Annotated in this window: 18 protein-coding genes; 12 read left to right on the top strand and 6 right to left on the bottom strand. The window is 60.2% G+C overall.

All coding sequences use genetic code 11. The features are described from left to right. Window positions 1–18 precede the first annotated feature (18 nt). Complete coding sequence (locus JL39_RS19210; protein ID WP_037154238.1) at window positions 19–2,019, top strand: CocE/NonD family hydrolase; 2,001 nt, start codon at window positions 19–21, stop codon at window positions 2,017–2,019. On the opposite strand, the gene JL39_RS19205 is transcribed toward JL39_RS19210, so the two are convergent. After that, on the bottom strand, window positions 2,012–2,419 hold the full coding sequence (locus JL39_RS19205) for an ACT domain-containing protein (RefSeq protein ID WP_037154235.1): 408 nt from the start codon (window positions 2,417–2,419) through the stop codon (window positions 2,012–2,014). The two genes, JL39_RS19210 and JL39_RS19205, sit on opposite strands and share 8 nt — an antisense overlap. Continuing rightward, window positions 2,416–3,342, bottom strand: a complete 927-nt coding sequence (locus JL39_RS19200) for an alpha/beta hydrolase (protein WP_037154232.1) — start codon at window positions 3,340–3,342, stop codon at window positions 2,416–2,418. The genes JL39_RS19205 and JL39_RS19200 overlap by 4 nt, the downstream gene beginning before the upstream one ends. Before the next feature lie 176 nt (window positions 3,343–3,518). Here JL39_RS19200 and kynU point away from each other — a divergent pair, with 176 nt between their 5' ends. From kynU to JL39_RS19170, 6 genes are all read left to right on the top strand, one after another. After that, window positions 3,519–4,712, top strand: coding sequence for a kynureninase (gene kynU, locus JL39_RS19195; protein WP_037154229.1), 1,194 nt, complete (start codon window positions 3,519–3,521; stop codon window positions 4,710–4,712). Between the two features lie 81 nt (window positions 4,713–4,793). Beyond that, the gene (locus JL39_RS19190) at window positions 4,794–5,231 is read left to right on the top strand and encodes a MarR family transcriptional regulator (RefSeq protein WP_161784776.1); all 438 of its coding nucleotides are present in this window, start codon (window positions 4,794–4,796) and stop codon (window positions 5,229–5,231) included. A 146-nt stretch (window positions 5,232–5,377) separates the two neighbouring features. Continuing rightward, window positions 5,378–6,526, top strand: a complete 1,149-nt coding sequence (locus tag JL39_RS19185; protein ID WP_037154223.1) for an ABC transporter substrate-binding protein — start codon at window positions 5,378–5,380, stop codon at window positions 6,524–6,526. A gap of 85 nt (window positions 6,527–6,611) precedes the next feature. After that, window positions 6,612–7,637, top strand: a complete 1,026-nt coding sequence (locus tag JL39_RS19180; protein ID WP_200883982.1) for a branched-chain amino acid ABC transporter permease — start codon at window positions 6,612–6,614, stop codon at window positions 7,635–7,637. A 3-nt stretch (window positions 7,638–7,640) separates the two neighbouring features. Continuing rightward, window positions 7,641–9,410, top strand: a complete 1,770-nt coding sequence (locus JL39_RS19175; protein ID WP_052182990.1) for a branched-chain amino acid ABC transporter ATP-binding protein/permease — start codon at window positions 7,641–7,643, stop codon at window positions 9,408–9,410. After that, window positions 9,407–10,120: an ABC transporter ATP-binding protein gene (locus JL39_RS19170; protein WP_037154218.1), complete on the top strand. Its 714-nt coding sequence runs from the start codon at window positions 9,407–9,409 to the stop codon at window positions 10,118–10,120. The genes JL39_RS19175 and JL39_RS19170 overlap by 4 nt, the downstream gene beginning before the upstream one ends. 6 nt (window positions 10,121–10,126) lie before the next feature. Here the strand turns inward: JL39_RS19170 and JL39_RS19165 are convergent, their stop codons facing one another. The 3 genes from JL39_RS19165 to JL39_RS19155 form a co-directional block, all read right to left on the bottom strand. Then, the gene (locus JL39_RS19165; RefSeq protein ID WP_227704599.1) at window positions 10,127–11,707 is read right to left on the bottom strand and encodes a sulfatase; all 1,581 of its coding nucleotides are present in this window, start codon (window positions 11,705–11,707) and stop codon (window positions 10,127–10,129) included. Between the two features lie 144 nt (window positions 11,708–11,851). Continuing rightward, entirely contained in the window at window positions 11,852–12,598 is a 747-nt protein-coding gene (locus JL39_RS19160; RefSeq protein WP_152601189.1) for an FkbM family methyltransferase, read from the bottom strand. Next, window positions 12,588–13,379 carry a CDP-alcohol phosphatidyltransferase family protein gene (locus tag JL39_RS19155; protein ID WP_244446920.1) on the bottom strand — a complete coding sequence of 264 codons (792 nt, stop codon included), beginning with the start codon at window positions 13,377–13,379 and terminating at the stop codon, window positions 12,588–12,590. Before JL39_RS19155 ends, JL39_RS19160 begins: the two co-directional genes overlap by 11 nt. Before the next feature lie 298 nt (window positions 13,380–13,677). On the opposite strand from JL39_RS19155, the gene JL39_RS19150 reads away from it, so the two are divergent. The 4 genes from JL39_RS19150 to JL39_RS19135 are packed head-to-tail and all read left to right on the top strand — an operon-like array spanning window position 13,678 to window position 16,878. Beyond that, window positions 13,678–14,646 (top strand): zinc-binding alcohol dehydrogenase, encoded by a 969-nt coding sequence (locus tag JL39_RS19150; protein ID WP_037154213.1) that lies wholly within the window; start codon window positions 13,678–13,680, stop codon window positions 14,644–14,646. Between the two features lie 11 nt (window positions 14,647–14,657). Continuing rightward, window positions 14,658–15,056, top strand: a complete 399-nt coding sequence (locus JL39_RS19145; RefSeq protein ID WP_037154210.1) for a 6-carboxytetrahydropterin synthase — start codon at window positions 14,658–14,660, stop codon at window positions 15,054–15,056. Further along, window positions 15,053–16,096, top strand: coding sequence for a glycosyltransferase family 4 protein (locus tag JL39_RS19140; protein ID WP_037154208.1), 1,044 nt, complete (start codon window positions 15,053–15,055; stop codon window positions 16,094–16,096). Before JL39_RS19145 ends, JL39_RS19140 begins: the two co-directional genes overlap by 4 nt. After that, window positions 16,093–16,878 carry a class I SAM-dependent methyltransferase gene (locus JL39_RS19135; RefSeq protein ID WP_037154204.1) on the top strand — a complete coding sequence of 262 codons (786 nt, stop codon included), beginning with the start codon at window positions 16,093–16,095 and terminating at the stop codon, window positions 16,876–16,878. Before JL39_RS19140 ends, JL39_RS19135 begins: the two co-directional genes overlap by 4 nt. Here the strand turns inward: JL39_RS19135 and JL39_RS19130 are convergent. After that, the gene (locus tag JL39_RS19130; RefSeq protein ID WP_037154203.1) at window positions 16,837–17,664 is read right to left on the bottom strand and encodes a RibD family protein; all 828 of its coding nucleotides are present in this window, start codon (window positions 17,662–17,664) and stop codon (window positions 16,837–16,839) included. The two genes, JL39_RS19135 and JL39_RS19130, sit on opposite strands and share 42 nt — an antisense overlap. Before the next feature lie 395 nt (window positions 17,665–18,059). Here JL39_RS19130 and JL39_RS19125 point away from each other — a divergent pair. Next, window positions 18,060–18,713 (top strand): nucleotidyltransferase domain-containing protein (locus tag JL39_RS19125; RefSeq protein WP_244446919.1); only part of this gene is annotated, 654 nt, incomplete at its 3' end.

Here is an 18,713-nt window from a genome sequence, read left to right as displayed (position 1 = left end):
CTTGAAAGTGCACACCAAATGACTGAACGCTCCTTCTCCGTCATCGAAAACCAATGGATCACGCTGAGGGATGGGACGCGTCTTGCCGCCCGTATCTGGATGCCGGATGGGGCCGAGGCCGATCCCGTGCCCGCAGTCTTCGAATTCCTGCCATACCGCAAGCGCGACGGAACAAGCGCACGCGACGAGTCGACCTATCCCGTTTTCGCGGCAGCGGGCATTGCCGGCGTGCGAGTCGATATTCGCGGCTCGGGCGAATCCGGTGGTGTCATCGACGGCGAATACACGGAACTGGAACTCTCAAACGCCTGCGAGATGATCGCCTGGATCGCAAGACAGCCGTGGTCGAACGGCAATGTCGGCATGATGGGTATTTCCTGGGGTGGCTTCAACAGCCTGCAGGTCGCCGCCCTCCGCCCGCCGGCCTTGAAGGCGGTGATTTCGATCGCCTCCACGACGGACCGTTACAACGACGATATCCACTACAAGAACGGGTGCCACCTCTCCGCCCAGCTTTCCTGGGCTGCAACCATGCTCGCTTACCAGTCCCGCCCGCCGGATCCTGAACTGGTCGGCAATCACTGGATGGAAATGTGGATAGAGCGGCTGGATAACGAACCCTTCTTCATGGAGGAATGGCTGTCGCATCAGCGGCGCGACGCCTTCTGGCAGCACGGCTCGATCTCGCAAGATTACTCGGCTATCGAAATACCGACGCTGGTGATTGCTGGCTGGGCCGATGGCTACCGCAATACGCCGTTGCTTGCTGCTGAAGGGCTCGGCGAAAAATCCAGGGCACTGATTGGTCCGTGGATCCACAAATATCCGCATTTCGCCTGGCCGAAGCCGCGTGCCGATTTTTTTGGTGAAGCGATTGCCTTCTGGAACCGCTGGCTGCGCGGCGAGGAAAATGGCATCGAAGCCCTGCCCCAGGTGCGTGCCTATATTCTTGACGGCCCGAAGCCGGCGCCACGCCGCGATAGCGATCCCGGCTTCTGGATTTGCAAACAGAAATGGTCCGAACCGGAGGCGCAGTGCTTTTATGTCGACCAGTTCGGCACGCTTGTTGAAGGTCTCCCGATCCCCCATGCGCCGGCTCATGAGGTCTATCTCAAGTCGCCGCTCGATATCGGCACGGCCTCCGGCGAGTGGTTCACGCTGAAACCGGATGCCGAGCTTGCCGGCGACCAGCGCATCGACGACGCCGGTTCGCTCGTATTTGAAACCTCGCCGCTTGCCGAACCGCAGGACTACCTTGGCCGGCCGATCCTCACGCTGACGCTCAGTTGCGAAGCCGAACTTACCAATCTCTGCGCCCGCATCGTCGACGTGCATCCGGATGGCACGGCAACACGGGTTTCCTTCGGGGTCATCAACCTCGCCCATCGCGAAGGCAACGCCGAACCCAAGCCGTTGATACCCGGCGAACCGGTTACGATCCGTCTCGTCCTCGATGCCTGCGGCTACCGCTTTGGCAAGGGTCATCGCGTCCGGCTGTCGCTTTCGACCGCCTATTGGCCGACGGTGCTGCCGCCGCCTGTCGATCCAGGTTTGACGATCGACATCGGCTCTCTGGGCTTGGCACTGCCGAAGCTCGGCACACACGAAGCCTTCCAGATGCGAGAGCCGGACAACCCCGATCCGTTACCGAAGTATATCGCCCATACGCCTCCCGTGACGCGGCGCAGCGTCACGCGCGATCTTTCCGCCAACCGTACAGATTACCTGATTCACGAAGATACCGGACTTGCCGAACATCCCGGAACCGGCCTCTCGACCCGCCAGCTTCGCGAGGAAGTCTGGTCGATCTCGCCGGACGATCCGCTCTCGATGAGGGGCACGGCCATCTGGACCTGCGACATGCAGCGGACAGGCTGGTCGGTGCGAACCATATCGACTGCGAAGATCACCTGCACGGCGGAGGATTGGCTGATCAGCGCTTCGGTTGTTGCTTATGACGGCAAGAAACAGGTGTTTGAGAAAACGTTTGAAAAGATAATCCCCCGCGACCTCATGTAGCGGGCGACGAAAGAGCCTTGAGCGCAGCCACGGCTCGGTCCGCATCCACCGCCGGGACGAAGATGTGGTCGTGATAATAGGCTGCCACAACGTTGGCGCTGATGCCTTCCTTGGTGAGCGCCGATGCCATTGCCGCCGTCATGCCGACTGCGTCCAGTGAGGAATGTACCATCATGGTGATGCAGCGGAGTGGAGCGCTGACCGCAAGACCGGCCTGCACGGCGGACGCGTTCGGCAGGATCAGCGTCAGACCCTCCGCCTCGAAGAACATTCCGATCGGCTTCAGCGGCAGGTAATCATCCAGTTTTTCGTGTGGCACGGTCGTATAGACGAATTCCCCATCCAGGAGCGTCGGTTCCAGACTGGCGAGCAGCTTGGAAAGATCGGTGACTCCGCTCATGTCTCGCTCCCTGCAAGCTGCCGGACTGCCTCACAAACTGCCAGGAATCCGTCCCCGGCGCCGCCGCTTATATGCCGGGCACGTAGCCAAGCATGCACCATCTGCGGCTCCTCACGCAAGGTGACGGTGACGCCCGCCGCAGCCAGCCGTTCGGCATATTGACGTCCATCGTCACACAGCGGATCGAAATGCGCGACAGTGATATAGGCGGGTGGCAGGCCGGAGAAATCGGCCTCCAGCAGCGGATGCGCCACGGGTTCGTCAGCCGGCGCTTTCAGGATCGCTCGATAGTAGGTGACATCCTGCGTCGTCAGGCCGGGGGCGTGCGCCATCTCTTGATAGGAGCCTGAGACGAGATCGCCACCGAGCGCCGGATAGATCAACACTTGCCCGATAATGCCGGAAAGCCGCTCGTCGCGTGCGCGCAGCGCCAGTCCCGCTGCAAGATTGCCGCCGGCGCTGTCGCCGATCACGACGATCTTCCTTTCCTGACCAAGAAGCTGTTTCAGCACCGCGAAACAATCGTCCGTCTGGGCCGGCCAGACATGCTCGGGCGCCAGGCGATAATCGACCGAGACGAGTTCCGCCCCGGCGAAATCGGAAATCTCGGTGCAGATCGCGTGATGGCTCTGGAGCGACCCGACAACAAAGCCGCCGCCATGCAGATAAAGCAGCACCGTCTTCGTGCGGATCTCCGCCGGTCGGTATTGCCGAACCGGCACGAACAGCATCTCGTCCCCAAAGGTGAGCCCATGCGGCAGAGGCCGGTCAAAATGGGCGCAGAGTGCGTCGTACCAGGTGCGCTGCTGCTCGATCGATGCATGGACGGCATCGGGAGGATAGAAATTGTCGCAGATCTTCAGGAACTCCAGAATTCCCGGCTCTTCGGGAAACGGCCCGGTCTCGGAAACGGGATTGTCCATCGGCATCAGATCCTTGTCTGGGAACCGGATGCGGTGAGGTTACGGCGGCAACCGCCTGACCACAAGCTCAGAATGCGCGGCGAATTTGCCGGATCAGGATGCGAATCCATCTTGCGTGCCCTGCTCCAGCTTCTAGTCTGCCTGCAATTGTATCGGCTCGAATATAAGGTGTACCTGTGACGGATTTCGAAAAGACCCGCTCGCTCTTCTATCTTCCGGAGGGCATCGTTTATCTCGACGGCAATTCGCTGGGACCTCTGCCGCTTGCCGCCAAGGAACGTGTCGCCAGGCTGATGACCGACGAATGGGGGGAGCTACTCATCAAGGGCTGGAACAAGGCTGGCTGGATGATGATGCCGCGCAAAGTCGGCGACCGGGTCGGTAGGCTGATCGGCGCACCCGAAGGCACGGTCGTCATGGGTGATACGCTATCGATCAAGGTCTATCAGGCGCTCGCCTCCGCGCTTGAGTTGAGGCCTGAGCGCAAGGTCATTCTCTCCGACAGCGGCAACTTCCCCTCCGATCTCTATATGGCTGATGGCCTGATCCGCTCGCTCGGCAGGAGCCATGAACTGAAAATCGTCGAGCCGGAGGAGGTGGAAGCGGCGATCGACGAAACCGTCGGCGTTCTGATGCTGACCGAAGTGGATTACCGCACCGGTCGGCTGCATGACATGAAGTCGTTGACGAAAAAGGCACATGACAAAGGCGCCATCGCCGTCTGGGACCTCGCCCATTCGGCTGGCGCTCTACCCGTCGACCTGACGGGAGCGGATGCTGATTTTGCGGTCGGCTGCACCTACAAATACCTCAACGGCGGTCCGGGCGCGCCGGCCTTCATCTATGTTGCGCCACGCCTTGCGGACAAGGTACGCCCGGCGCTTTCCGGCTGGTTGGGACACGAGACGCCTTTCGCCTTCGATCTCGGGTACCGGCCAGGCGGCGGCATCGACCGAATGCGGGTGGGCACGCCGCCAATCCTCGGACTCGTCGCGCTCGATGCCGCGCTGGATGCCTGGGAAGGCGTGGACATGGCCGATCTGCGCCAGCAATCGATCAAACTGTGTGATCTTTTCGTGGCCGAAGTGGAAAAGCGTTGCCCCATGCTGACGCTCGGTTCGCCACGTAATGGGGAAAAGCGCGGCAGCCAGATCTCATTCCTGCATCGGGAAGGTTATGCAATCATGCAGGCACTGATTGCCCGCGGCGTAATCGGCGATTTCCGCGCTCCGGATGCAATCCGTTTTGGATTCACGCCGCTCTATATCGGCGAACGCGACGTGTTGAAGGCGGTCAGCATTCTCGCAGACATCATGACGAACCGGCTCTGGGATGCCGCCGAATATAAGCAGCGGGCACTGGTGACCTGACATATGACCGACGAACGGCCTGATTCGGCCAGAAAACTCTCCAAGGTCGTGCCTTACAGGCTTGCGCGCAGCAACGCGGAAATGGTGAAGCTGCTCAGCCTCCTTTGCGAAGTCCACGGCTTCAAACTGAATATCTGGCGGGTGATGTCCGCGATCGGCAGCTATCAGCCGATCTCGCCGATGGAAATCGGCCGTCACACGACCATCGACAAGGCCATGGTCTCGCGCGCGATCCGGGAACTCGTCGATCGTGGTCTGATAGACCGCCGTTCAGATGAACGCGATGCACGGTGGGCCCAGATCGAATTTACACCTGCGGGAACAGCCGTCTACAACAGTATGGTAGCTGAGATAGATGCTCTCGAAAAACATCTCTTCGGCGATTTTCCGGCCGAAAAGATCAATGAATTCATGGATATGCTGGGGCTCGTGGAACGACGTGTCAGGCGGGCGCGTGAGACGGTGGAACTGAACAGAAAGACGGGCTTCGCACGTCTGCTGGGATCCGACCTACCCTGACCTTCCTTTCAGTCGGATCATCTGGGAGCGCTCGCATCATGAAGTGCCGATCTCGCCTCCGCTAGATTGTTTACAAAGAAACAATCTCCATGTAAACAAACAGCGGGCGAAGAGGAGATCGCCCGCTTTTGTCCTGGGAGGATCCTATGAAGAACCCTTTTTTTACTGGGATAGCGGTGATTGCCGCCCTGTCCCTTCCTGTATTGGCGGGTCCAGCACTCGCTGACGTAACCATCGGCGTCACCGTTTCGTCAACCGGGCCGGGCGCTGCGCTCGGCATTCCGCTCAAGAATTCCGTCGAACTCTGGCCGGCTGACGTCGGCGGCGAGAAACTCAAGGTCATCGTTCTCGACGATGCCGGCGATCCTTCGGTCGCCACGACCAATGCCCGCCGTTTCGTCAATGACGAAAAAGTCGATGTGATCGTCGGTTCGGCGCTCACTCCCGCTTCGATCGCCGTTGCCGGTGTTGCCGCCGAAACCAGCACGCCGCATTTCTCGGCTTCGCCTGTCCCGCCGAACATTTCCAAAGGCAAGTGGACCTTCGTCCTGCCGCAGGATGCCGGCCTGATCGCCCGGACCTTGTTTGCAAAAATGAAGGCCGACGGCGTCAAGACCTTCGGCTATATCGGTTTTTCCGACTCCTACGGCGATCTCTGGGTCAACCAGTACAAGGCGATCGGCGAGCAGTACGGTCTGAAAATGGTGGCGGAGGAACGTTATGCACGTCCCGACACCTCCGTTTCCGGCCAGGTCCTGAAGCTTGTCGCTTCTCGCCCGGACGCCGTCTTCGTCGGCGCCTCCGGCACCGGCGCAGCACTTCCGCAGATCGCACTGCGCGAACGCGGCTTCACCGGCAAGATCTATCAGACCCATGGCGCCGTGACGTTCGATTTCCTGCGCATCGCCGGCAAGGCGGCCGACAACACGATCTTCGCTTCAGGCCCTGTCATGGTGCCGGAATTCCAGCCGGATTCGTCGGAGACGAAGCAGGAGGGCCTCGCTTACGTTACGGCCTATGAGAAGAAATTCGGTGCCGGCACCCGCACCCAGTTCGGCGCGCATATTCACGACGCCATGGCGATCCTGAAAAAGGCGATCCCGGTCGCGCTCAAAACCGCAAAGCCGGGCACACCGGAATTCCGCGCAGCACTTCGTGACGCGATCGAGACGGGTGGGCCGTTCCCGGCAAGCCAGGGCGTCTTCGAATACAAGGCCGATGATCACCTCGGTCTCGACGAGCGGGCCGTTGTCCTGCTCACGACCAAGGACGGCAAGTTCGAGTTGGTGAAATAAAGGCCATTCATCAAAGGCCCGGCATTCATTGCCGGGCTTCCTATCGGCGTCGGTTCAATAATCGGGGGGAAATTCTTTGGACGCGATGATTGCGACCTTCCTGATCCAGGACGGGGTCACCAGCGGCGCAATCTATGCGCTTCTTGGTCTCGCGCTGGTTCTCGTTTTCTCCGTCACGCGGGTGATCTTCATCCCACAGGGCGAGTTCGTCGCCTATGGCGCACTCACGCTGGCGCTGCTCGACAACAGCCGCGTGCCCGCGACGACATCCCTGCTTGTCTGCTTTGGCGCAATTGCATTCCTGACTGATCTCTGGAGCTGGCGGCGAGGCACAGATGCTCGCACCTTCCTGCGCAGCCTGGCAATGAACCTCATCCTGCCGGCTGTCATCTACGGCGTAGCAACCATGCTCGCGCCGCTCGGCCTGCCGGCCTTCGCCAAGGCACTGCTCACCATCCTGATCATCGCTCCCATGGGTTATTACGTATATCGCATCGCCTACCGACCGCTTGCCGACGCTTCGGTGCTGGTGCTGCTCATCGCTTCGGTCGGCGTGCATCTGGCGATGATGGGTCTTGGCCTCGTCTTCTTCGGTGCGGAAGGGCTGCGCGCCCAGCCGCTGGCGGAGACAAACTACACGATCGGCTCACTGATGGTGCCGGCGCAGAGCCTCTGGATCTATGGCTCGACGATCGCGATCATCATTGCCCTCTATATGTTCTTCGAGCGTACGCTGCTCGGAAAGGCTCTGCGTGCCACGGCCGTCAACCGTCTCGGTGCCCGGCTGGTCGGTGTGCGCACCCATTTGACAGGCATCACCGCATTCACGCTGGCTGCCACCATCGGCGCAATCTCAGGCGTTCTGATCGGCCCGATCACCACGATCTATTACGATACCGGCTTCCTGATCGGCCTCAAGGGTTTCGTTGCGGCCATCATCGGCGGACTTGCGAGTTTCCCGATCACGGCGGTTGCCGCTATTGGCGTCGGGTTGATCGAAGCCTTCGCCTCCTTCTTCGCCAGTTCCTACAAGGAGGTCATCGTCTTTGGGCTGATCATCCCCGTGCTGATCTGGCTGTCGCTCAGCCACGCATTCCATGAGGAGGAGTGAGCGATGAACATTCGGCGCATGCTGCCCGGATTTGTCGGCATCCTTTTCCTGTCGGTTGTACCGGCCCTGCCGGTTCCTCCTTTCTGGATTACGCTGCTCAACAATATCGGCCTCGCCTCACTGGTGACGATCGGCCTGGTTCTGCTGACCGGCGTCGGCGGATTGACCTCCTTCGGCCAGGCGGCCTTCTGTGGTTTCGGCGCCTACACGACCGCTGTGCTCAGCACAAACTACGGCGTCTCGCCCTGGCTTACATTGCCACTATCGCTGATCGTCGGCGCTGTGATCGCGTTGCCGCTCGGCCTGATCACCGTGCGCCTTTCCGGTCATTTCCTTCCGCTCGGCACGATCGCCTGGGGATTGGCGCTCTACTACCTCTTCGGGAAGATCGACCTGCTCGGCCGCTATGACGGCATTTCCGGCATCCCGCCGATCGAATTCGCCGGCTATCGTTTCTTAAGCGACGGCTCCATCTACTATCTCATCTGGTTTTTCGTGATTGCGGTGGCGATCGGCGCCAGGAACCTGCTCGATTCCCGCATCGGCCGCGCCATTCGTGCGCTGCGCGGCGGCAGTCAGGCGGCCGAAGCCTTCGGCGTCAATATTGTTCGGGCCAAGCTCACCGTCTTCGTCTTCGCCGGCGTTGTCGCGGCACTCTCCGGTTGGCTCTATGCCCATATGCAGCGCTCGGTGAACCCGACCCCCTTCGGCCTTTCCATGGGCATCGAATACCTGCTGATGGCAGTGGTCGGCGGCGCCGGCCATGTCTGGGGCGCGATCTTTGGGGCAAGCATCGTGCTGATTCTCAAGGACGTCCTGCAGCGTTTCCTACCGGACATCATCGGCACGACCGCCAATTTCGAGATGATCGTCTTTGGCATCCTGCTTGTCCTAATCCTGCAGCTTTCCCGCGACGGACTCTGGCCCCTCGTGTTGAAACTCCTGCCGAAACGCCCTCCGCGGCCGATCCCGGCTTCCAGCGATAAGCTCGCCAGACGCACGCTCGCAGCGGCCGGCTCTCCGCTCATCAAAGTGGAAAAGGCGCGCAAGGCCTTCGGTGGATTGGTGGCGGTCAACGACGTCAGCTTCCAGGTAAAGGCCGGTCAGGTTGTCGGCCTGATCGGTCCCAATGGCGCCGGCAAGAGCACGACTTTCAACCTCATTACCGGCATCGCTTCGCTGACGAGCGGTTCCATCTTCTATGAGGGCCAACCGCTTACCGGTGACAGCCCGCGCGAAATTGCCCAGCATGGCATTGCTCGAACCTTTCAGCACGCCAAGATCCTGCCGGATATGTCGGTGCTGGAAAATGTCGCACTCGGCGCGCATCTGCGCGGCTCCGCCGGCGTTTTCCGCAGTTTCTTCCGGCTGGAGCGGGAAGAGGAGGCAACTTTGCTGACCGAAGCCGCTGTTCAGCTCGAACGTGTCGGTCTTGGTCAATATCGCGACCGGCCGGCGGGCGATCTCGCACTCGGCCAGATCCGTATCCTCGAAATCGCTCGAGCACTCGCGGCTGATCCGGCCGTTCTGTTGCTCGATGAGCCAGCCGCCGGCCTGCGCCATGGCGAAAAGCAGGAACTTGCCAGCCTGCTCCGCAAACTCCGCGAAGAGGGTGTCAGTGTACTGCTGGTCGAGCATGACATGGGTTTCGTCATGGGCCTGGTTGATCACCTCGTCGTGCTGGATTTCGGCACGCTGATCGCCGACGGCAAGCCAACGGAGGTCCGTAAACATCCGGCTGTGATCGCCGCCTATCTCGGAGGTGTGGCATGAGCGGGAACCTGCTCGAACTCTCGGACATCCACGTCTCTTATGGCCGCGCCGAAGTGCTGCACGGCATTTCGCTTGCCATGAGGCCGGGCAGCATCGTGACCGTCATCGGCGCGAACGGAGCCGGCAAGACGACCCTGCTCAATGCGGTGATGGGCATCGTGCCGGCAAAAGGCACGATCCTGTATAATAGTGCACCGGTACCGCACTCGGTAGAGGCCCGCGTCGCCGAAGGTCTCTGCCTCGTGCCGGAAAAGCGCGAGCTTTTCTCGACCATGTCGGTTGAAGACAATATCGAACTCGGCGGCTTTCTGCGCAACGCGTCGGAACGTGCCGAAACACGCGAGGAACTTTACGCCCGCTTTCCGCGGCTCGCGGAGCGTCGCAAGCAGCTCGCGGGCACGCTCTCCGGCGGCGAGCGGCAGATGCTGGCGCTGGCACGCGCGCTGATGAGCCGCCCTCGCCTGCTGCTGCTCGATGAGCCGAGCCTGGGGCTGGCGCCGAAGATCGTCGCCGATATTCTCAACATCGTCTCGGAACTTCGGACGACCGGCGTTTCGATCCTGCTTGTCGAGCAGAATGCGCGCGCTGCGCTGGAGATCGCCGACGAAGGCTATCTGGTCGAGCTTGGCGAAGTGAAACGCTCCGGTCCGGCAGCCGAATTGGCAGTCGATCCGGCCCTGATGGAAAGCTATCTCGGCAGCCATGCTTAGAGACCGCTAGTCAAAGCTCTCGACCAGTTTCCTGCGGAACTCATCCATCCGGTAGACCGGCGTTTCTTTCGTTGGGATCATTCCCCTCTGCAAGTTCCAGCCGTCGAGGCGATCCAGGAGCTCTGGGTTGCCCGCAACGATATGCATTGGCACGTCACGGGAAGCCTCCTCGCCGGTGATGATCGCGGCCGGCTGATGGTCGCCGAGCAGAATGAATAAGGTATTCCTGCCGTAGCGCACCATGTAGGAGCCCAGCGTTTCGAGCGTGTAATCAATCGAGGCGATATATTGAGTGCGGACGCGCGCTGGATCGGCCCAGATGACAGACGGCGACTCGCCGCCTTCCGCTTGAGGGTTGAACACGGTTCCGTCGCCTACCTGATCCCAATCGACCAACGACGGGATCGGCGTCCAGGGCGCGTGACTGGAGATCAGCGCCATTTCAGCCATGACCGGCGTGTGGCCTGGTTCGTCACGTCCCTGGCGCTCCAGCCGCTCGAAGGCTGAAAGCGTATACTGGTCCGGCATCGTCACCCAGTTGAACGGCTTGCCCTTGTAGCCGAGGCCATGGGCATCATGCACGCTGTCATAACCGAAATAGCCTGCCTCCGGCCAGTCCATGGTAATCGCCGGCATCACCGCCGTGGTCCGCCAGCCGGCCGCGTGAAACAGGCTGTTGAGACTTCGCCGCTCGCTGGTAATCATCCGGTCGTAATGCGCCTGGCTATCGATCCAGAGGCCGGAAAGCAGCGTGCCATGCGCCAGCCAGCTTATGCCGCCGACCGTTGGCGAAGTGAGCCAGCCGCTGCGCGCCTGCAATCCCGCCGCCTCGATTTCCCGCTCCATCAAGTCGAGGCGATCGTTGATGCGGGTGGCATAACGCGGGTCTTCGATCGCGCTGCGGCCATAGGACTCGATGAAGATCAGCACCACGTCCGTGCCGGCGAGCGCCGAGAAATGCCGTCCGGCGGAAACCGGATCCTGTTTCACCTCATCCTCGAACCGGGCAAGATCGGCGACCGAATCTTTCACCATCGCGACGCGATTGACAAAATAGGGAACGGCCCGTGCCTCTATGCCGAGATTGCGATGATCGCGATCCTGGACGATGAAGGCCGCCAACCCGACAAGGAAAAGGATGCCGCTTGCGAGGACGGATTTTCGTCGAGCCTCAACGGCTGAATGCCGAAAGCCGTCGAACGACCAGTAAAGCACGACCGTCACCAGAAGCCATGCGACGAGGCCGGCGCAGATGATGCCGACCGCTACCGCCACTCCCACCGTGCCGCTCAAGAGATTCCATCCGTCCGTCAGGATTTTGAGATCGAGATAGGGATTGAACGGACGCTGGAAGACCATGCCGGTGCCGATATCCGCAAGCTTCAGGAACAGCATCGCGGCAAGCGACAGGGTAATGCCCCACTTCAGGATAGCAAAGCCGGCGCCGTCGAGCACCAATGCGAACAGCACGATGCCGATCACCTCCAGCGGAAACCGGATCTCCGAGACATTGGTGAGTGCCTCCGGCCTGGAGGGCAGCGCGAGGATCACCGCAACGATCACCGACGCAATTGCGATCCGCGGCAAGGACCGCCGATTTGGCTGCCGGGCGTCCCCTTTGCTTGCATTGTCCTTCGTACGAAAAGACCGGTACTCATTCATGGCCACTCTTTCCGTCAGTGCTTCGACTCCACCGGCCATGGCTTTCCGGACTGAGACGTCGCTGATCCGTCATGCATCACGCCGAGCATAGATATCGCCGGACAACTGCCGTCCCGCCAATCCCGGGAGCTCAGCCAATATGGATTCGGCCGAGACCCATTCACCATGCGCGAAGCGGTGCCCCTCGCCTTCCACCCGATTGAAACGGTAGGGCCCAAGTTTCCGCATATGGCCAATTGCCTCCTCGGCAATTTCCATCGCCGCCGGAATATATTCGAAAGCAAGCAGCGGGATCGGATGATGCAAGCTGGCAAGAATATCCGCTTCCGCACCTTCCACATCGATCTTGCAGAAGGCCGGCAGACCATATTCATCGATCAACACGTCGAGCGTCGTCATTTCGACGCGTTCGACGCGGTTCCAAGTGACACTGCGGAATCCGATGGTCTTCTCCATCTTTGAAATCCAGGACGGCGAAATACTCGTCACCGTCGGATGCCGGTCGGAAATATGAAGATCAACTGTGCCCGGTTGCTTGCCTACCGCCTTGCGCAGCAGAACCAGTTCTTCGCCGGCAAAAGACCGCGCGATGAAATCGGCAAATATCGGCTGCGGCTCCACTGCGATGACCTTGGCACCGAGGGAAAGAAGCGTCCGACTGCGATTGCCCGCATGTGCGCCAATATCGAAGATAAGATCGCCGGGCTTGATGAACTCGGCATAGAATCGTTTCAGTGAAGACCGTCGCCAGGGCTGGCCGTAATAAATGAGCAGTGAGCGCGCAAGCCCCAGCGAAGCCGATAGGTCATGACGCATGTTCATCTCGACTTGCGCGCAGAAGGAAAATCACATCCCTCGCGAAGGAATAGGCAAGCGCGGCTAGCGCCCACGCCGCAAGCATGGTCGAAACGGGCGGCACAATGAACGGGAACAGCATCAGACACAGTGCCGCCCCCTGCACGACGCAGATCAGCTTGCGGCGCATGGAAGGCGGCAGCTCGCCCCGCAGCCTGGGGAGGACGCTTTGTGCCGCGCCATAAGCATAGCGCATCAGGCCGATCAGCAGGACCCAGACGCCCGCTTTGCCGAGCAGAAAAGCGGCAATCGACAGGAAGAGTATCAGCAGAGCATCGACTTCCATGTCGAACCGGGCGCCGAAACGCGTAGCGGTACGGGTTCGGCGGGCAAGATGGCCGTCGACACCGTCCAGGGCGAGCGCGAAGGCAACGATCGAGCCGATGAGCCACAAAGCTTCGGCGCGGGAGGCCTGGCCGAACTGATCGGACACCAGCACCAATCCGCCTACGGTGGCAGTAATTGCCGCCCGCACTGTCGTTACCATATTCGCCGCGCCGAAACGGCTGTGCCCATGCGCGTGAAGATTGCCGAGCGCGATTGTGCAGATTGCGGCATAGATGACGAAGGCTGTGCCGATGGCAACCGTGTCCATGCCGAGACGATCTCCCAAACGATCCATCGCAACAATGAAGACTACGGCAACCGACACCGTCACAGTAGAAGCATTGAGCAAGAGCGAGCGGAAAGCTCGGCGGGCCGCCATTTCGTCCGGGTGGCCGGCATTCATCCATTCAACCACCGGACCCGCCTTTCGGTGCCGTCGCGAAGATCGGCCATCCAATCTCTACGCAGCGCTCACGCCCCTCCCAACGCTGATGTGAAACAATCATGACGCTCTCCTCCGGATATTACATGGAAAGGATTGCACCGAGCCGCCAAGCCTGAATCAAAAAAACGGCGTCAAATAAACGTGATATCTTTATCCTCTTCTCGAAGTTCTGATCCCTTGCCCTCATCGTTGAGGCCTCTAGGTGTGATTTTGGTAAATCTGAAAGGGCTAATATGTGACAAGGCATGAGACGGCTCAACCACCCGTGATGGAAGAGCATAGCCGTGCCCTCTGGTTCGAGGAGACGGGCCGCTGTGGGCTCCGCGATGAGCCGCTTCCGCCGGAACGCGAGGGCGATGTCCTGGTTCGCACGCTTTATAGCGGCATCAGCCGCGGCACTGAGTCGCTTATCTTCCGCGGGCAAGTGCCGGAAAGCGAATATCAGCGCATGCGCGCTCCGCACCAGGCTGGGCAGTTCCCCTTTCCCGTGAAATACGGTTATGCCGCCGTCGGCGTCGTCGAGGAAGGGTCGGAAGCGGCCATAGGCAGGCAGGTCTTCTGCTTGCACCCGCATCAGGACCGTTTTCGCGTGCCGGCCCCAGCGGTACATCCATTGCCGCAAAGCCTTCCACCACAGCGAGCGGTATTGGCCGCAAACATGGAAACAGCACTCAACATCATCTGGGATGGTGGCATTCAGCCAGGCGATCGGGTAGCGGTCTTTGGCGCCGGCGTCGTCGGACTTCTGGTCGCCTGGCTCGCCTCGCGGATCGCCGGAACGGAAGTCATGATTTCCGATATCGAGCCGGAACGCGCCGAGATTGCCCGGGCTCTCGGCCTTCATTTCGCACTGCCTGACGCAATGCAGAATGATTGCGACGTCCTGATCAACGCCTCCGCATCTTCCACGGCCCTGGCAGAAGCGCTGAGCCATGCCGGCTTCGAAGCCCGTATCGTCGAAGCGAGCTGGTACGGTGAAAAACACGTCGAGCTTCCTCTCGGCGGCGCCTTCCATGCCAAGCGGCTCTCCGTCGTCAGCTCCCAGGTTGGCGCATTGCCGCCCGGACGACGGGCTCGCTGGGATACGCGCCGCCGCATGGCCAAGGCACTTGAGCTTCTGGATGACGACCGGCTCGACCGCTTGATTTCAGGCGAGACCCCGTTCGAAACGATGGCGCGCGATTACCCCGGCATTATCCGTTCATCTGCCACGCTCTGCCACCGCATCCGCTACTGAGGAAAATTTGCATGTTCGCCATCGAAGTCCGCGATCACATCATGGTTGCGCACAGCCTTCCCCGACCGGTCTTCGGTCCTGCCCAGGGACTGCATGGCGCGACATTCACCGTGGATGCAGCTTTCTTTACCGACAATCTCGACGAGAACGGCCTTGCGGTCGATATCGGGCTCGCCACCGACGTGCTAAAGGAGGTGCTGGCGCCGTTGAACTACCAGAACCTTGACACATTGGATATTTTCGCTGGAAAGGTGACCACGACGGAGTTCCTGGCGAAGCACATCTTCGATCGCATCGCCGAGGCGATCGACAACGGCCGGCTTGGCGGGGGCGGTCAGCGCATACGCAAGCTTAGGGTTATACTGAATGAATCCCACACCGCACGCGGCTGGTACGAGGCTGAGCTGTGAGCCGTGATCTCATCTTCGCCTACCCGGGCGACATCGAAACCCGCACCGGCGGGTATGGATATGATCGGCGCGTGATCGCAGCCCTTCGCGATATCGGCTGGAATGTCGAGCCGCTTTCTCTTGGCGAGGGTTTTCCGAACCCGAGCGCAGCCCAGCTTGAAGCAGCCGGTCGGATGCTTTCCGAGCTTCCGGAGAGCAGCCTCGTGCTGATCGATGGTTTGGCTTTCGGCGTCATGGATGAATGCGCCGTCCGCGAGGCAAAGCGGCTCAAAATCATGGCGCTGGTGCATCATCCGCTGGCTCTGGAAACGGGGCTCGAACATAGGCAGCAAAAGACCCTTGCCTCGCGCGAAAAAACCGCACTGGCGCAGACCCGCGGGATCATCGTCACTTCGCATACGACCGCGGCAGAACTTTCTGCCAATTATGCGGTGCCGGCGGAGAAAATTACGGTCGCCATTCCCGGCATGGATCCCGCGCCTCTTTCAAAGGCTCGTGGCGAGCCGCCCCTGATCCTCAGTATCGGCACGCTGACCCGCCGGAAGGGCCACGACGTGCTGATTGCAGCGCTGGAAAAGCTGTCCGATCTTTCCTGGGACTGTCGCATTGTCGGCAGCAGGACGCTTGATCCCGACACCTCGGCTGCGCTGGAAAGGCAGATCATCCAATCGGGTCTTGGTGATCGGATTGAGCTCGCAGGTCAGATCGACGATCCACGCAACGAGTTTTCCAGGGCCGATATTTTCGCGCTGGCCAGCCGTTACGAGGGCTACGGCATGGTCTTTGCCGAAGCGCTTGCCCAAGGCCTGCCGATCGTCGGCTGCGCGGCCGGCGCTGTACCGGAAGTCGTGCCGAGAAGCGCAGGCTTCCTTGTTCCTCCGGATGATCCCAAGGCATTTGCTGTGGCTCTGCGCCGGCTGCTCGAAGAACCGGAAACCCGAATCGCTATGGCGGACGCTGCGGCGACCGCCGGCGCCAAATTGCCCTCCTGGAGGGATACGGCCGCTATCATCTCCGACGTCCTGGAGGCAGCATCGTGAGCGGCTTCGACAAAAATTGGCTGGCCCTGCGGGAACCGGTAGATGCCCGTTCGCGTGACAAGGCTTTGCTGGCCGCCGCAGTCGAAGCCATCGAGAACGCTCCCGGCAGCACCATCCTTGATATCGGCTGCGGGACGGGAGCGACCTTCCGCGCACTTTCGCCGAAAATTGAGAGGAAAGTCCACTGGCAGCTGTTCGATAACGACAGGCGGCTGCTGGATGAAGCCCGACGGCTTCATGGTAACGCGGTCGAGTTTATCCGCTGCGATCTCAACAATATCGAAGCGCTGCCATTGACGGATGCGAGGCTGGTAACGGCATCGGCATTGTTCGACCTCTGTTCCGAGCAATTCATCCGCCGGTTCGCCGAACGGATTTCCACGACCGGTATCGGCCTTTACGCCGCACTGAACTACGACGGGGAAATGACTTGGTCGAAGCCGCATCCGCTGGACCAGGCGATCGCAGGAAGTTTCAATGCGCATCAACTGAGTGACAAGGGGTTTGGCGTTTCGCTTGGGCCGGCCGGTTGGAAGACGCTGGTCGAATGCCTGAAGGAGAGGGACTATACGCTGCAGGTTGCCCCGTCTCCATGGATCATGACGGCAGCCGATGCCGGTCTGCAGCGGCGATTTATCGATGGCGTTATCCGCGCGATCTATGAATACGGCCAACTTGACGAGAACGAAATTGGCGATTGGGCCGGTTTCCGACACCGCATGGTCGACGTTGAAGGCAGTCTATGCCGTGTTGGCCATCAGGATATCCTCGCGCTTAGGTAAGGCGGTCTGCTGTCGAGCCTCGGCACGCAAATTGCAGTCGAAGACGATATCCGTGCCGATATTGTAGATCTGCACCTCGGGGCGGCGTGCTTCGGAAAGCCGCTCGATTGGCGCAAGCCGGATTCCAGCCGGTCCCGAACCGATGATGATCGGCGATACCGACACATGCAAATGGTCGATCAACTGCGCATCGACGAAACGGGAAATCGTTCTTGCGCCGCCTTCCACCAGGACTGTGGCAAGGTCGCGTTCTGCAAGTGCTGTCAGGATATCGTTGGGCAACAGCCCGCCATCGGCCTGACGCGGCAGACGAATGACCTCATGGGCATCATAGCGACGCGACGCATCGTCTGCCTGCATCACGAGGACGGGTGTGCCGCCGTCATGCAGCATCTTGGCGCGTTCGGGCATACGGCCGTTGCAATCCACCACGACCCGAACCGGGCTTCTGCCGCGGACTGCGCGGACGGAAAGGCTCGGATTGTCGGCGACAACCGTCCCCACACCGACGATAACCGCATCCACCAGCGCGCGGCAGCGGTGAAGATGAGCGATCCCGTCGGATCCCGAAACATTCTGGGCGTCACCCGCCGGGGTTGCGATGCGCCCATCCAGCGACTGACCGACCTGAGCCAGGGCAAAAGGCCTCTCCCGCAGCGCTAGCGGCCTGTAAAGCGACAGGCACGAGACATCGACATCTTCAGGAAGCGCAACCGGGTCAATCGAATCCTCCCGCAGCGAAAGCAGATGCTGCCACAGCTCTTCGGTCATCCTGACTGATTGCATATGCTGCCTCGTTATCCGGCCGAAAACCTAAAATGTCGATGCACGCAAAATAGTTCCTCGCCCGAAGATCTGATATAGTCTTAATTCGTACGGGGAATTTCACCAGATCAACATTCCATTCCCTGCATCATAGGCAAACTCCGCGAATTTGCTTGGCCATTGGGCGATACATCGCAATTACAGGGTCGTGGATTGAGGTCGGGTTTTCCCCGATGACTTGCGCCGCGCTTGCGGCGACCGCCCAAATAAGGTGTATGATTAAATACGTCGGCGCATGTGCTCAATCTTGGGTAGCGCAACGCTTGGCTAGCGCTTGTTTTGGGTGATTTTGAGTCTGGCCAGATACAGAGGCGTAGACTTGCATTGCCGCAATGGCTGCAGGTTACGACAGGGCAATGGACACAGGTGTTTTGGTGACGGACGACAATGACGGCCTCGGCCATCTTCCGGAGCGCAAGCAGCGGGAGCTTTCGCTTGCCTTGAAGATCATCTTTGAGGAATTCGATGCGGCGCAGCAATCGAAGCTTTCCGAAAAGCAGAAGGCCGGGCGGATCTTGAAGGTCATTCTCTTCGGTTCCTATAGCCGCGGCGACTGGGTGGAAGATCGCAAGAGCGGTTACAGGTCCGATTTCGATATCCTCGTTGTCGTCAACCTGAAGAGCTTCGGGGAAGACAATGATCTCTGGCACGACGTGTCCGATCATTTCCTGCGCGAATTGACGATCACCAAGGAAATCGAGACGCCGGTCAACATCATCGTTCACACGCTGCAGGACGTGAACGACCAGCTGGCACGCGGCAGGCCTTTCTTTATCGACATCATCCGCGACGGCATCATGCTCTACGAGAAGGAAGGCCATCCGTTCGTGGCACCGAAGCCGCTGGATCAGGAAGATGCGAGGAAGGAGGCTGAGGGTTATTTCGAGCGCTGGTTCAAGCTTTCAAGGGAAGCGCTCCGCGGAGCAGAATTGATGCTAGATGACGGAATCTGGCGACACGGCTCCTTTATGCTGCATCAGGCGACGGAAGAAGCGTATCACTGCGTCCTG

Origin of the sequence: Rhizobium sp. YS-1r, from assembly GCF_000757525.1 — a bacterium.
In the GTDB taxonomy this organism is placed as follows: Bacteria; Pseudomonadota; Alphaproteobacteria; order Rhizobiales; family Rhizobiaceae; genus Neorhizobium; species Neorhizobium petrolearium.
Note: the sequence above shows the minus strand (reverse complement) of the source record. Positions and strands in the feature narration are given on the sequence as shown.